Below are 14,296 nucleotides of genomic sequence, written 5' to 3' on the forward strand. Positions count from 1 at the left end.
GGCCGGTGATCCTGGTGGACGGTGATGTCACCCTCCGGCCGATAAAGGCGCGTGACCAGCGCATGTGGCGCGAGGTCAACCGGCGCAACCGGGACTGGCTGCGCCCCTGGGAGGCGACGGTGCCACCGCCCGCCCCCGGCGGCCCGGTGGCCCAGCGCCCCACGTACCGGCAGATGGTCCGTCATCTGCGCGCCGAGGCCAACGCCGGCCGGATGCTGCCGTTCGCCATCGAGTACGAGGGCCGGCTGGTCGGTCAGCTGACCGTGGCCGGGATCACCTGGGGTTCGATGTGCTCGGGCCACGTCGGCTACTGGGTGGACCAGGAGGTCGCGGGCCGTGGCGTGATGCCGACTGCGGTCGCCCTCGCCGTCGACCATTGTTTCCGCGCGGTCGGACTGCACCGGATAGAGGTGTGCATTCGCCCGGAGAACGGGCCCAGCCGTCGGGTCGTGGAGAAACTCGGATTCCGCGAGGAAGGGCTGAGGCCCCGCTATCTGCACATCGACGGCGCCTGGCGGGACCATCTGATCTACGCGCTCACCGCGGAAGAGGTGCCGGACGGGCTGCTCCGGAGGTGGCACCGAGCGCGTGCGGAGCGTTCTGAGCGGCCGGAACATCCTGAGCGGCCCGAGCATCCTGAGCGCCGCGCGAAATGAAATATATGTTCGAAATTGATCGGGCGGCGACTGTAAACGAACGTACAAACGTCGCCTGTTGATCCGAACAATCACAAAAAAAGTCCGTGATATCAGCCAGATCGTGCGACACACCGCGCCAATTGGCGGATGCCTCCACGCAAACCCCTCTACGGTGTGAGATGTGAGCAGCAGCGGCCTGATCTACGCAGTCATTGTCGGGGCCTGGGCCGCCTACTTGGTACCGATGTGGCTCCGCAGGCAGGACGAGCTCAATGAGGCCCGTCCGACGGAACGCTTCAGCACCGCCATCCGGCTGCTGTCCGGACGGGCGGCGATGGAGCGCCGGTACGCCAAGGAACTGCGGGAGCGCACCGACGAGGAGGCGGCGCCCGACGCCGACCCGGACTCAGTCACGGACCGAATGGATTCCGCCGACGTCCGGGCCTTTTCCGCGCCCCCGGCGCACACCGAGGCCCGGGTGCACGACCCGGCTCGTGCGCCGGAGCACTCCGCCCAGCAACGCGCGGCGCAGAAGCGCCCGGCCCGCGAGCGGCCCGCGTCCTCCTCCGATTCCTCCGTCCCCGTGCCCGCCCGGCGTCCGCGCCCCGGCGGAATCGACGCGGAACGCGCCCGGCGGGCGCAGCGCCTGCAGGTCCTCGCGCGCCGTCGGCGCACCACCGTCGTCCTCTTCCTCGGGTTCACGCTCGGCGCGGTCGTCGCCGCTGTCGGCGGCCTCCGTCTGCTCTGGGCCCCCGCGGTTCCCGCGGTGCTGCTGAGCACGTACATCGTGCATCTGCGGGCCCAGGAGCGGCGCAGGTTCGCCTTCACCATGGACCGGCGCCGGGCAGAGGTCGCGGCGCAGCGGCTCCGCGAGAGCCGCCCCCGCCGCCACCAGCCGGCCGCGACGGCCCCCGCCGAGTCCGACGAGGACCCCGAAGCCCGCCACCCCACCCCGGAGCCCACCCCCACGGTCTCCCCGCAGGAGGCGGGCCGCCGCGCGCTGGTCGAGCAGACGGACCACGCGGAGTGGGTCGACCAGCAGCGTGAGCGGGGCCGGGTCCAGGGCGACAGCTGGGAGCCCGTCCCGGTCCCGCTGCCGACCTACGTCACCGCCCCGGTCGCCCCGCGCGCCACGGGCGGCATCGAGGTCGGCAACCCGGAGACGTGGAGCGCGGCCCGTTCCAGCACCGCCGAACCCACCCAGCCGGCTGCCACGCAGCAGGCGGCGCCCCCGGTGGATCCGGCGCCCCGCCAGCGCTCCGCCCAGTCCCGCCGCGCCCGCGAGCGGGGCCGGACGCCGCTCTTCGACCAGTACGACGAGGACGACCGCCCCCGCGCGGCCAACGAGTGAGACGCCCGCCCCGCCCGCTGCGGCAGCGACTCGGCTGACCAGCGCGGAACGGATTTCCGAGCACCCCGGTCGGGGTGCTAAAGTTTCACTCGTTGCAAGGGCCTGTGGCGCAGTCTGGTAGCGCACCTCGTTCGCATCGAGGGGGTCTGGGGTTCAAATCCCCACAGGTCCACCGCAGCTCAGAGCCCCTGCCGGGGAAACCCGGCAGGGGCTCTTTGGCGTTACCGGGGCTGTTCGGCGCCCAGTTCGGTGGCGATGACGATCTCGTCCCCCGTCGGTGACCGGCCCGAAGGGCATCGCGCCGAGCGCGAGGACGCTCACCGCGCGTCGGGTGGCGGGAGCGGGATCTGTGCCGATGCTGCGGTACCTCATGACGTTCCCCTCCGGTTTCGGTTTCGGTCACCGTCGTCCGGTGGCCGCAGATGGGAGTGTGCTTGTTGAAGTGCACTTCAACGCAGGAGCGTTGGCAGGAAAACAGCTGACGGGGCCTGATCGCCGTCGCCTAGGCTGAAAGCGGCTACCCGAATGTGAAGTACTCCGCCCCGAGGAGCGACCTGTGACGGCAGGCATACCCGAGCCCGAGCCCCGGATCGACACCAGCAAGCCTCACCCCGCCCGCGTCTACGACTGGTTCCTGGGCGGCAAGGAGAACTACCCGGTGGACCAGCAGTTCGCGCGGACGCTGCCGGAGGAGACGCGCGGGAACGCCGCGCGGAACCGGGCGTTCATGCACCGGGCCTCCGCCTGGCTGGCGCGCAGCGGGATCGACCAGTTCCTGGACATCGGCACCGGCATCCCCACGGAGCCCAATCTCCACCAGATCGTCCAGGCGATCACGCCGACGGCCCGGATCGTGTACGCGGACAACGACCCGATCGTCCTGCGTCACGCGGAGGCGCTCCTCGTCAGCACGCCGGAAGGCGCCACCGGCTACCTTCACGCCGATGTGCGGGAGCCGGAGGCGATCCTCGGAAGAGCAAGGGAGATGCTGGACTTCGAGCGGCCCGTCGCCCTGTCGCTGATCGCGCTGATGCACTTCCTGCCGGACGACCAGGACCCGTACGGCATCACCCGCACCCTGGTCGACGCGCTGCCCACCGGCAGTTATCTGGTCCTCTCGCACGGCACCGCCGATCAGCACCCGGAGCTGAAGCAGGAGACCGAGTCGGCGTACAGGAAGGGCGCCATCGCGCTGCGGATGCGTACGCGCTCCGAGGTCGAGCCGTTCTTCGAGGGGCTGGAGCTCGTCGGTCCGGGACTCGTCCCCGCGACCGAGTGGTTCCTGGAGGAGCCGGCGCCGGTCGTCGAGCGCAGTGGCTTCTACGTGGGCGTCGGGCGCGTGGTCCGATGAGCAGCCGGTTCACGGCGCAGGACGGCACCCTGCTCGCGTACGACGACCAGGGGCCGGGCGGGGAACTGCCGCCCGTCGTCCTCGTCCACGGACATCCGTTCAACCGGACCATGTGGCAGCCGCAGATCACCGCGCTCGTCGGGGCCGGATACCGGGTGATCGTGTCCGACCTGCGCGGGTACGGGGAAAGCGGCGTCGTCACGGGCCGCACGCTGCTCGCGGACTTCGCCGACGACATCGCCGCGCTGCTCGACCACCTGGGCATCGCGCGGGCCGTCGTGGGCGGGGTGTCCATGGGCGGGCAGATCGCCATGGAGTTCCACCGCGCGTACCCGGGCCGGGTGACGGCGCTGGTCCTGGCCGACACGTCCCCGGTCGCCGAGACCGAGGACGGCAAGGCGTTCCGCAACCGCCTCGCCGACCGGCTGCTCGCCGAGGGGATGGGCGGGTACGCGGACGAGGTGATCGACAAGATGCTGGCCCCGTACAACGTCACCGCCCTGCCCGCAGTCGCCGCTCAGGTGCGGGGGATGATGCGGAGCACCGATCCTGAGGGGGCGGCGGCCGCGCTGCGGGGCCGGGCCGAGCGGCCCGACTACCGTGACTCGCTCGCCGGGGCCGGGGTGCCGGTCCTCGTCGTTGTCGGCGCGGACGACGTCTACACGCCGGTCGCGGAGGCCCGGGTCCTGCGCGGGCTGATCCCGGATGCGGAACTGGTCGTGATCGAGGGGGCCGGTCACCTGCCCGGTCTGGAGCGGCCGGAGGCGTTCAGCGACGCGGTGGTGCGGTTTCTGGCAGGGGTGAAGAGCGCTTAGGGCTTGAGCGGCTTCGCGAAGCACCGGCTGCTCTCGTACGTCCGGTAGTGGCCGAACTTCTCGCAGGACTCGTAGCCGCTGGAGAGGTACAGCGCGATGGCCTCGGGCTGCTGATCGCCGGTCTCCAGCACCATGCGGGTGCGGCCCGCGGCACGGGCGTCGGCCTCCAGGGCGGCCAGGATGCGGCGGGCCAGGCCCTGACCGCGGCCCTCGGATATCACGAACATCCGCTTGAGCTCGGCGTCACCGTCCGAGTAGCCCTCGGCGTTGCGCTCCTGCGAGCGCCAGCCGCCAGTGGCGACGGGGCGGTCCGACGCGTCGTAGGCGAGCAGGTACAGCCCGTGCGGCGGGTCGAACATCGTGGCGTCCAGCGGTGTGATGTCGCCCTCGTCGCCGTAGCGCTCGGCGTACTCGAGCTGCACGAGATCGTTGAGTTTGACGGCGTCGGGGTGATCGTAAGGGCGTGGCCGGATAATCATGCGGCATATCGTACATGTATGCGGGCCGTGGGGTCGGTATCGTGCCGGAATGCTCACTGTGACCTCCGTGAATGTAAACGGTCTCCGCGCCGCCGCGAAAAAGGGCTTCGTCGAGTGGCTGGCGCAGACCGACGCCGATGTGATCTGCCTCCAGGAGGTGCGGGCCGAGCCGGAGCAGCTGCCCGACGAGGTGCGTGACCCCGAGGGCTGGCACACCGTCCACGCGCCGGCCGCCGCCAAGGGCCGGGCCGGGGTCTCGCTCTACTCCCGCCGGGCGCCGGAGCGCGTACAGATCGGCTTCGGCGGCTTCGGTGACGAGGGGAGCGAGGAGTTCGACGCGAGCGGCCGGTACGTCGAGATCGACCTGCCGGGCGTCACGGTCGCGAGCCTGTATCTGCCCTCCGGCGAGGTCGGCACGGAGAAGCAGGACGAGAAGGAACGCTTCATGGCGGCCTTCCTGCCCTACCTCGTCGGCCTCAAGGCGCGGGCCGCCGCAGAGGGTCGCGAGGTCGTGGTGTGCGGCGACTGGAACATCGCCCACCAGGAGGCCGACCTGAAGAACTGGAAGGCCAACAAGAAGAACTCCGGATTCCTCCCCGAGGAGCGGGAGTGGCTGACCCGGGTCTTCGGTGAGGCCGCGTACGTCGACGTCGTGCGCGCCCTGCACCCGGACGTGGAGGGGCCGTACTCGTGGTGGTCCTACCGCGGGCGCGCCTTCGACAACGACGCCGGATGGCGCATCGACTACCAGGTGGCGACCCCGGGACTGGCCGCACGCGCCGTGAAGGCATTGGTCGAGCGCGCCGCCACGCACGCGGAGCGGTGGAGCGACCATGCGCCGGTGACAGTGGTGTACGAGCGGTAGGGCGTAGGGGCTGCTGCTCGTACCGTGGCGTACGAGCGGCAGCCCCTACGGCTACGCCGACGGCGGCTGCGCCTCCGCGTCGCGGCGCAGGCGCCGGTCCAGGGCCATGGAGAGTTCCGCGTCCACCACCGCGCGGGCCAGCGGCCGCAGTTGGGGTGGTTCGGCCTCCGTGCTGTGGGCGCGCAGGGTCGCCACGAACAGGTCGGCCAGGGCGTCCGCGTGCTCGCGGACGCGGCGGCCGGAGGCGAGTACCTCGGCGAGAGGGACCCCTTCGCGGACGAGCTCGGCCGACACCTCCAGCAGGCGGCGGCTGATGTGCACGATCTCGTCGCCGTCCGTGCCGAGGTAGCCCAGCTCCATGGCCGCCGCCAGGTTCTCCGGCGTGGACTCGCCCTCGAAGTAGTCCGCGAGCTGTTCGGGCGTGAGTCGGACCGGGGTCTCCTCGGTCGGTTCGCCCAGGCCCAGCACCTCGGCGACGTCGCGGCCGCTCTCGAAGGTGCGGGCCAGGTCGGCGATTCCGGTGAGGGTGTGGCCGCGCTCCAGCAGGCCGGCGATGGTGCGCAGGCGGGCCAGGTGGTGGTCGTCGTACCAGGCGATGCGGCCCTCGCGCCGAGGTGGTGAGATCAGGCCGCGTTCCCGGTAGAAGCGCACGGTCCGGACGGGGATGCCTGCCTCCTTGGCCAGCTCCTCCATGCGGTACTCACGGTGCGCGCTTCCTTCTTCCACACCCGCACCCTACCGGCCTCCCCCGCGAGGGGAGGGCGCATGTTGTACCCCCGGTAACTTTCCCTCGCCGCACCCCTACCCATCGGTATGAAGCTGCTCTACTCTCCCAACAATGCCAGTGATTGCTGGCAGAGTCGTGTGACGTACCGCGGGAGGCGGCAGCATGGCCCAGCACGAGCATGTACGAGTGGCGGTGATCGGATCCGGGTTCGGGGGTCTTGGAGCCGCTGTCCGGCTGCGCCGCGAAGGCATCACCGATTTCGTGATCCTGGAACGGGCCGACTCGGTCGGTGGCACCTGGCGCGACAACAGCTATCCCGGATGCGCCTGCGACGTACCGTCCCACCTCTACTCGTTCTCGTTCGCACCCAACCCCGAGTGGCCGCGCACCTTTTCCGGGCAGGAGCACATCCGCGCCTACCTGGAGCAGGTCGCGGACACCTTCGGGTTGCGCCCGCACCTCAGGCTGAACCACGAGGTGAAGATGATGCGTTGGGACAACGACGAGCTGAACTGGGTCATCGAGAGCGCGAACGGCACGACGGTCGTCGCGGACGTCGTCGTCTCCGCGACCGGCCCGCTCTCCGACCCGAAGATGCCCGACATCCCCGGCCTCGCCGACTTCCCCGGCAAGGTCTTCCACTCCGCCCGCTGGGACCACGACGCCGACCTGAACGGAAAGCGTGTCGCGATGATCGGCACCGGGGCCTCCGCGATCCAGATCGTGCCGGCGATCCAGCCGAAGGTGGGCAAACTGACGCTTTTCCAGCGCACCCCGCCGTGGGTCATGCCGCGCATGGACCGCGTCATCAGCGGAGCCGAACGCTGGCTGCACCGCACGCTCCCCTTCACCGGTACCGCACGTCGCGGAATGCTGTGGGGCATACGGGAGTTGCAGGTCAGCGCCTTCACCAAGCACCCGGACCAGTTGGGCCTGGTCGAGCGGATAGCCAAGTCCAACATGGCGCGGTCGATCAAGGACCCGGCGCTCCGGGCCAAGCTGACCCCCTCGTACCGCATCGGCTGCAAGCGCATCCTGCTCTCCAGCGCCTACTACCCGGCGCTCGCCCAGCCCAACGTGGACGTGGTCGCCTCCGGTCTGAGCGAGGTGCGCGGCTCCACGGTCGTTGCGTCCGACGGTACGGAGACCGAGGTCGACGCGATCATCTTCGGCACCGGCTTCCACGTCACCGACATGCCGATCGCCGAGCGGGTGGTGGGTGCGGACGGCATCACGCTCGCCGAGGCATGGAAGGACGGCATGCAGGCACTGCGCGGCGCGAGTGCGGCCGGCTTCCCCAACTGGATGACGATCATCGGCCCCAACACGGGGCTCGGCAACTCCTCGATGATCCTCATGATCGAGGCCCAGCTGAACTACATGGCCGACTACATGCGCCAGTTGAACGTGCTGGGCGGCCGCGTCGCACTCGACGCGCGCCCCTCGTCAGTCGGTGCGTGGAACCGGCGCGTGCAGGAGCGCATGAAGCGCACCGTCTGGAACACCGGCGGCTGCGACAGCTGGTACCTGGACGCCAACGGCCGCAACACCACGGTCTGGCCCGGCACCACCGCCGAGTTCCGCAAGGTGACACGAGAGGTCGACATCGCGGAGTACGAGGTCGTACGGGTCCCCGCGCAGCGCGACGCGAAGAGGGCCGTCGCTGTCACCGAGGAGGTGGCGGGATGAGCCGACCGCTGCGCGGCGCGCACCCCAGGCCGGTGCCCGTACGGGAACTGATGGCCGTCTCCGCAGACGGCTCCCGTATCCATGTCGAGGTACACGGACAGGACAGCGCCCCCACGGTGGTCCTGTCCCACGGCTGGACCTGCAACACCCACTTCTGGGACGCCCAGATACGCGACCTCGCCGTGGACCACCGGGTCATCGCCTACGACCAGCGCGGCCACGGCACCTCGCCGTCGGTGGGGCGTCAGGGGTACAGCACCGACGCACTGGCCGACGACCTCGAAGCGGTGCTCGCCGCCACCCTCGCACCGGGGGAGAAGGCCGTACTGGCCGGGCACTCCATGGGCGGCATGACGATCATGTCCGCCTCACGGCGGGCCGGACTGCGCGAACACGCGGCCGCGGCCCTGCTGTGCAGCACAGGCAGCTCCCGGCTGATCGCGGAGTCGCTCGTCGTGCCGATGCGGCCCGGCGCCGTGCGGACCCGGATGACGCGTGCCATCCTCGGGGCGCGGGCGCCGCTCGGACCGGTCACATCCCTCTCCCGGCGGATCCTCAAGTACGGGACCATGGGACCGGGTTCGGCCCCGGACCGGGTCGACGCCTGCGCGCGGATCGTGCACGCATGCCCGCGGGCGGCCCGGGTCGCCTGGGGGCATGTGCTCGCGGACCTGGACCTCGACGAGGGCGTACGGGAGCTGAGGGTGCCCACCGCGGTGATCGCGGGTACGGACGACCGGCTGACGCCGCCCGTCCACGCCCGGACGATCGCGGCGGCGCTGCCCGACTGCCTCGGGCTGACCGAGCTGACAGGTATGGGCCACATGACGCCGGTCGAGGCGCCGGAGATCGTCACGACGAAGATCCGTGAACTGGTTACCGCGTACCTCCCGTTGCGGGGTACGACCGATGACGAAGGCAAGGCCGAGAGCAAGGAGGAGGTCGCATGAGCGGCAGGCACGGTCTCGAAGGTCAGGTCGTCGTAGTTACGGGCGCGGCGCGCGGCGTGGGTGAGCTGCTGGCGCGCAAGCTCTCGGCGCGCGGGGCGAAGCTGGCCCTGGTCGGCCTGGAGCCGGACGAGCTGAAGAAGGTCTCCGAGCGGCTGCACGGGGACAGCGACCACTGGCACGCGGACGTCACCGACCACGAGGCGATGGCGCGGGTCGCGCAGGAGGTCAAGGAGCGCTTCGGGAAGATCGACATCGTCGTCGCCAACGCGGGCGTCGCCTCGGGCGGACCGTTCGTCGACTCCGACCCGGTGGCCTGGCGGCGGGTCATCGAGGTCAACCTGATCGGCGGCGCGGTCACCGGCCGGGCGTTCCTGCCGATCCTGATGGAGAGCCGCGGCTACTTCCTCCAGATCGCCTCGCTCGCCGCGATCACCCCCGCGCCCATGATGACCGCGTACTGCGCGTCCAAGTCGGGCGTCGAGGCGTTCGCGCACAGCCTGCGGGCGGAGGTCGGCTACCGGGGCGTGAAGGTCGGCGTCGGCTACCTCTCCTGGACCGACACGGACATGGTGCGCGGCGCGGACGAGGACGACGTGATGCGGGAGCTGCGCCAGCGGCTGCCGTGGCCGTCGAACCGCACGTATCCGCTCGGCCCGGCCGTCGACCGCATCGTGGCCGGCATCGAGCGGCGCTCCCCGCATGTGTACGCCCAGTGGTGGCTGCGCGGGATGCAGTCCGTGCGGGGCTATCTGCCGTCACTGATCGGTGTGGTCGGCCAGCGGGAGATGAAGCGGTTCGGGTCACGTCTGGAGGGTGTCGGCAAGGGGCTCGTGGGCGCCGGTGGAGCGGCTGACCAGGACGAACGGGCGTCGCGGCCGGCGCCGAATACGCAGCGTAAGTGATCGAAATGCGTTGAATGTCCCGTCGTGTAACTCTGGTCGAGGCCCCACAGGGGCCACCCCCACGCACCCCCACATAGGAGTGAACAGCATGGGCATCGCCGACCAGTTCAAGGACAAGGCGCAGGAGCTTGCCGACCAGGGTCAGAAGAAGATGAAGGGCGGCAAGGGCGAAGACCAGCGTCAGGGTCAGCGCCAGGGCCAGGGCCAGGGCCAGGGCCAGCGGCAGGGCCAGGGTCAGGACCGTCGTCAGGACGCGTCCGACCGGGCCCGCCAGGCGTCCGAGCAGGGTCGCGACCGCGCCCAGGGTGCGGCGGACGACGTGCGGGAGCGCTTCGACCACTGACGCATGTACGACTGACGCGTTCTTCGCGTCGCATGGTGAGGGGCGCGCCCGGTTCTTTGGGTCGCGCCCCTTTCCGTGTGCGGATGCAGCGTGCTGCGGGGCGGCATGGGGCGGCATGCGAGATGGCGCGCGGGGCGGCACACATCACGTCATGCAGCACGGCAGGCAGGCAGGCAGGACGGCAGGCAGGACGGCAGGCAGGACGGCAGGCAGGACGGCAGGCAGGACGGTCAGGCGGCGCTCCAGCGCTGGTTGTCACGGCCGTTGCATTCCCAGAGCACGATCTGGGTACCGCTCGCGCCCCCGAAGAGATCCAGGCATTTGCCGGTGGACGCGGACGTCAGCGCTGTACCGGAAAGGCGGATGCGCTGGACGGAAGACCCGTCGCAGGTGGCCAGGACGACCGGGGTCCGGTCCTCGGTTCCGGTGACGGCCGCGCAGAGGCCGCCCTGCCGCAGAGTGCCGTCCGGCTCGGGACTCCAGGACTGGCTGACCGAACCCGCGCAGGCGGATGCCACGAGTTGCGACCCCGAGCCTGCGCCCGTCAGGCACTTGCCCGAGGCTTCGACCGCCAGAGCGCCGCCGCTGACCGTGGTTGAGCCGCTGGGGTTGCCGCTGCCCGGTTTCGCGGCGCTGTCCGTTCCGGGGTCGTCTGCGGCCGACGAGGAGCCGGACCCCGGGGAGGCGGTGCTGTTGCCCCGGCCGGGCGTGCCCGGGGCACTCTTGCTCGATGACGAAGAGGGGGTGGCGGACGGGGTGACGGAGGGGGATGCCGTCGGATCCGCTGTCGGAACTCCTGGCAGTAACGACTGGCCCCCGACTCCCATGTCCTCGCCGTCGGACCGTACGGGCCCTTCGGCGAGCGCATCGGCCTGGCGGCTGGAGTCGCCGGAGCCTCCGCCGGCCATAAGGGCCGCGCCCGTGACGACAGCCGCGACTGCCACGCCGGCGGCCGTAGCCAGGACCCACCTCCGTCGCAGGAACGCCCAGCGACGGGGGGAAGCGGTCGGTGATATCTCATGAGTCGGCTCCGACGCTGCGGAGGATTGCGGGAGACCGGGCTCCGCGACGCCCTGCGCCGGTGCGCTCTCGGCGTTCTCGGCGCGCTGCGCCGCGATGGCGCGAGCGAGTGCGGCACGGGCCGAATCCAGATTCAACGCATCGTTGCTACGAACGGGCCTGGCCGGCCGTGAGCTGTCGGGTCTGGTGACGTTTCGTTTCGGCAGCTCTGGCATTCGGTTGTGCTCCTTGAATATGAGGTCGAGCCCTGAGGAGTGCTCGGGAACGAAAGGGCGACCAACGGTGCATGCCTCCCCCTGATGCGGCAGGCGGTTCGAATGGCGCTGTCCCGGCGGACTGAGGCCCTCGGGGCGCGTGAGGAGGAGCGCAGTGGATCAATCCCCATCTAATCGCTCCACGACCTGCCGAAGAAAGGCGAACACGCCGCTTGGAAGACGGTGAGTTGGCGGGAGGGGTTCGCGATGAGTCGTACGGAATTCGACCGGGCCCGATGTCGTTGGGAGGATCGGGATCGTCATACCGATACGTCGGCCGTTCGGGTGGCGGGCGCCGAAGCCCCGGTAGTTGTGCCGGGCCTCGACCAAGGGCCCTTGTTCGCCCCGCCGTTCAGCAGGGGCAGTGAGGGGGCCTCGCCCGCGCGGCCTCATCGACCGGCCGGTCCTGGGGCCGTGGATATCCAGGCCGGTGGAGGGCCGGGCTGTCCGCAGGGCACTCGTGAACATCCACCGGCGAAGCCGCGTCGGCATGTCGCTCTCATGCCGGGATGACGCTGACGGGCGATCGAAGTGGGAGTTGCCGCAGGCGGGAGTCAGGGCCTGATGGACGGTACTGAGCCCGGGACCCGATGGGCAGTACTGAGCCGAGCCCGGGACCCGACGGGCAGTACTGAGCCCAGGACCCGACGGGCAGCACTCCGGTCACCCGTAACGGTCCGCCCCCGCCACGTGGTGCATGTACTGCGGGTACTACCGGGTTCCCTGCCTGGCTTCCCGCCGGGTTTCCCCATTTCGGGGGCCGCCGGTATGCCCCTTCGCGACGGACTGATCGGCGTCCGTTTCAGCGATCGGCCGCGCGCGCTCGGCCGCCTCTCCCGCCGGCTTCCCCCGTCGCGGCCAACTCCTTCGCCGCCGGCAGACCCAGCGCCGAACGGCATCAGCAACCCCATCGATCAGGAAGCGCGACGCCCCGACGCTTCCACGCCGACGCGGAGCCCGCCCCTGACCAGCAGAAACTCAACAGGCATGACCGGAAGGGCAGGGGCGGGCGACGGCGGAGACCGCTGCTGCCCCTGACCTCTGAGTCAGAGGTCGCCCTGAAGGTAGGCGCGCGCCGCGGTCATGACTTCCTTGAAGTGTTCTCCGGCGATCGCCTCAAGCGGCGAATCGTCGTCGAGTTGGGGATTCATCCCGATCATCCAGGCCCGAGCGGTGTGGAGGTTCTCGGCACTCTCGATGAACTTGAAGATCTGGTAGGCGGTGCGCAGGCGCATCTCGGAGTCGAAGCGCGGGGCGTTCTGCTCCCTGCACCACTTTCCGACCTGCTTGGGGTCTTCGATGCCTGCGATGAAGGCGACGACGCGCTGGCTGAAGGCGTCCTGCAGGAAGCGGGCGATGCCTGCGATGGACTGCTCCGTCATGTCGCGGAGTGCGCGGGCTTCGGCCGTGGTCTCTCGCTGAGTTTGCATGGTCTCCTCGTTTCCTCGTCGCTCGCCGGTGAGGCGTCAGCGGAGGATGGGTGCGCTGAATGCGCGAAGGCCGAGCGCGGGCGCGATTCGCTGCCGCTCGTCAGCCATGTCTGTGGGGTGCTTGCGGCGGGTGGGCAAGTGGTATTGCCGCGGCCGTGCTGTGCACCACTACAGGCGGGAGGAGGTGATCGGGGTGCAGGGGCGAGCGGATCGCTCTGCCTCTGCGGATGCGCGCAGCACTCGCTAAAGGTAAGTGACTGGTGATCAACATCGATTCCCCCCTGTGGTGTTGAGTCAATGGTACCCGTTTACACGCAACTTACTCCATAGATTTCCCCCCTTGGAAGGGTGGTAAATCCTCCCTCTTGTTGCCGGTCGGGCCTGTGAGCTGCATGTTTTCCGATACGTTCGCTAGGGTGCGCTCACAGGTCCTGTGCCGTGCGAATCACCCAGGCATCAGATCGGGGGACATTTCGCACGGCCAGTCGGTCGATCGTGCCGTGTTCACCAGACGGTGAGTCCGTACTCGCGTGCCACTTCCTGTAGTTCGACGGACTCGGCGAGGATCGGACGGCGTTCGGCCTCGGTGTAGTCGGTACCGCTCAGGACCGCCCAGCAGCGGCGTCCGCCGAACCCGGACCGGTAGACGATGCCCTGGGCCAGTTGGTGGCCCTCGGCGTTGCGCTGGGCGACGGTCCAGGCTGCGATCTGACGGGCGACGCGGCGGTCCTTGCCGTGGATGTGGTCGTCGGTCAGTTCCCCTTCGACCCCCCATTCGCTGAACTCGTGCCGGAGCTCGCGTGCGAGTACCTCGCGGGTGATGTCCGCGTCCACGTCGAGGAACCGGGCCTCCGCCGCGAGCTTCAGCCGGACCAGTATGTGGGCGTCGCGCCAGCCGGACGCCAGGTGGCCGATCCTCATGTGACCGGGCTTGTGGGGTTCGTCGGCGAGGAGGCTCCGCATCTCCGGGCGGACGCGGAAGTAGGCGAGCGCTTCGGCGTAGCAGCCGGTCGGTTCGGAGGCGCAGTACAGCATGCCGTAGGTGAAGAGACTGAAGCGGCCGGCCGAGGAGCCCCCGAGAGTTTCGGGCTCGACGCGGTTGAACTTCAGCGGTGCGGCCGACTTGCCCAGGCGCCATACGCCCCGGTCGGGGGCGCGGGCGAGTACGACCGGGGGGACGGAGACGGTCATGCCTGCTGCCCCCGTCCGGCGGGGTCGGTCCCTCGTCTCCCCGTTCGTCCGTCGATCGCGTGGGGGCGGGGCAGGGGGTGTGGCCGGGGCAGGTGCAGGGGGTCGGCGGTGCGAACTAAGACAGCGGTCATGGGTCCTCGACAAGGCTCTTCGGCGGTCATGGGGCGTGGGCCGGTGGCGGGTTCGGGCGGGCCTGTCCGGCCGCCGACGCGGCTGATCATTGTCGCGCAGGTGAGTGTCGCGCGGCGGCCCGCTCGCCGACGCCGAACGGGCGCAAAGGCGTCGCGCCGG

Annotated in this window: 14 protein-coding genes and 1 tRNA gene; 10 read left to right on the forward strand and 5 right to left on the reverse strand. The window is 70.2% G+C overall.

The genetic code is table 11. The features are described 5' to 3' along the window. Positions 1–5: 5 nt before the first annotated feature. From ACIOEW_RS22990 to ACIOEW_RS23010, 5 genes are all read left to right on the forward strand, one after another. Positions 6–656: a GNAT family N-acetyltransferase gene (locus ACIOEW_RS22990; RefSeq protein ID WP_401965497.1), complete on the forward strand. Its 651-nt coding sequence runs from the start codon at positions 6–8 to the stop codon at positions 654–656. 163 nt (positions 657–819) lie between these two features. Then, positions 820–1,989, forward strand: a complete 1,170-nt coding sequence (gene glpR / locus ACIOEW_RS22995) for a gephyrin-like molybdotransferase receptor GlpR (protein WP_401965500.1) — start codon at positions 820–822, stop codon at positions 1,987–1,989. Between the two features lie 98 nt (positions 1,990–2,087). Further along, positions 2,088–2,161 (forward strand) — tRNA-Ala (locus tag ACIOEW_RS23000). A 384-nt stretch (positions 2,162–2,545) separates the two neighbouring features. Next, positions 2,546–3,340, forward strand: a complete 795-nt coding sequence (locus ACIOEW_RS23005) for an SAM-dependent methyltransferase (RefSeq protein WP_362542475.1) — start codon at positions 2,546–2,548, stop codon at positions 3,338–3,340. Then, a complete protein-coding gene (locus ACIOEW_RS23010) occupies positions 3,337–4,155 on the forward strand; it encodes an alpha/beta fold hydrolase (RefSeq protein ID WP_401965503.1) in 819 nt (272 codons plus the stop codon). The genes ACIOEW_RS23005 and ACIOEW_RS23010 overlap by 4 nt, the downstream gene beginning before the upstream one ends. Here the strand turns inward: ACIOEW_RS23010 and ACIOEW_RS23015 are convergent. Then, a complete protein-coding gene (locus tag ACIOEW_RS23015; RefSeq protein ID WP_401965506.1) occupies positions 4,152–4,634 on the reverse strand; it encodes a GNAT family N-acetyltransferase in 483 nt (160 codons plus the stop codon). The genes ACIOEW_RS23010 and ACIOEW_RS23015 overlap by 4 nt on opposite strands. 49 nt (positions 4,635–4,683) lie before the next feature. On the opposite strand from ACIOEW_RS23015, the gene ACIOEW_RS23020 reads away from it, so the two are divergent. Beyond that, entirely contained in the window at positions 4,684–5,499 is an 816-nt protein-coding gene (locus tag ACIOEW_RS23020) for an exodeoxyribonuclease III (protein WP_401965509.1), read from the forward strand. 51 nt (positions 5,500–5,550) lie between these two features. On the opposite strand, the gene ACIOEW_RS23025 is transcribed toward ACIOEW_RS23020, so the two are convergent. Further along, positions 5,551–6,192, reverse strand: a complete 642-nt coding sequence (locus ACIOEW_RS23025) for a MerR family transcriptional regulator (RefSeq protein WP_362542957.1) — start codon at positions 6,190–6,192, stop codon at positions 5,551–5,553. A 196-nt stretch (positions 6,193–6,388) separates the two neighbouring features. Between ACIOEW_RS23025 and ACIOEW_RS23030 the strand changes: the two genes are divergently transcribed. The 4 genes from ACIOEW_RS23030 (at position 6,389) to ACIOEW_RS23045 (ending at position 10,110) form a co-directional block, all read left to right on the forward strand. Beyond that, complete coding sequence (locus ACIOEW_RS23030; RefSeq protein ID WP_401965512.1) at positions 6,389–7,915, forward strand: flavin-containing monooxygenase; 1,527 nt, start codon at positions 6,389–6,391, stop codon at positions 7,913–7,915. After that, positions 7,912–8,865, forward strand: coding sequence for an alpha/beta fold hydrolase (locus ACIOEW_RS23035; RefSeq protein ID WP_401965514.1), 954 nt, complete (start codon positions 7,912–7,914; stop codon positions 8,863–8,865). The genes ACIOEW_RS23030 and ACIOEW_RS23035 overlap by 4 nt, the downstream gene beginning before the upstream one ends. Further along, on the forward strand, positions 8,862–9,767 hold the full coding sequence (locus tag ACIOEW_RS23040; protein ID WP_401965517.1) for an SDR family oxidoreductase: 906 nt from the start codon (positions 8,862–8,864) through the stop codon (positions 9,765–9,767). The genes ACIOEW_RS23035 and ACIOEW_RS23040 overlap by 4 nt, the downstream gene beginning before the upstream one ends. A gap of 88 nt (positions 9,768–9,855) precedes the next feature. Next, the gene (locus ACIOEW_RS23045; protein WP_401965520.1) at positions 9,856–10,110 is read left to right on the forward strand and encodes a hypothetical protein; all 255 of its coding nucleotides are present in this window, start codon (positions 9,856–9,858) and stop codon (positions 10,108–10,110) included. A 230-nt stretch (positions 10,111–10,340) separates the two neighbouring features. Here ACIOEW_RS23045 and ACIOEW_RS23050 read toward each other — a convergent pair whose 3' ends face one another. The 3 genes from ACIOEW_RS23050 to ACIOEW_RS23060 form a co-directional block, all read right to left on the reverse strand. Beyond that, complete coding sequence (locus tag ACIOEW_RS23050) at positions 10,341–11,054, reverse strand: RICIN domain-containing protein (protein WP_401965523.1); 714 nt, start codon at positions 11,052–11,054, stop codon at positions 10,341–10,343. A gap of 1,376 nt (positions 11,055–12,430) precedes the next feature. Then, entirely contained in the window at positions 12,431–12,814 is a 384-nt protein-coding gene (locus tag ACIOEW_RS23055; protein WP_350992206.1) for an XRE family transcriptional regulator, read from the reverse strand. A 504-nt stretch (positions 12,815–13,318) separates the two neighbouring features. Then, on the reverse strand, positions 13,319–14,005 hold the full coding sequence (locus ACIOEW_RS23060) for an RES domain-containing protein (protein ID WP_350992204.1): 687 nt from the start codon (positions 14,003–14,005) through the stop codon (positions 13,319–13,321). Between the last annotated feature and the right edge of the window lie 291 nt (positions 14,006–14,296).

Source organism: Streptomyces sp. NPDC087901, from assembly GCF_044742205.1.
GTDB lineage: Bacteria > Actinomycetota > Actinomycetes > Streptomycetales > Streptomycetaceae > Streptomyces.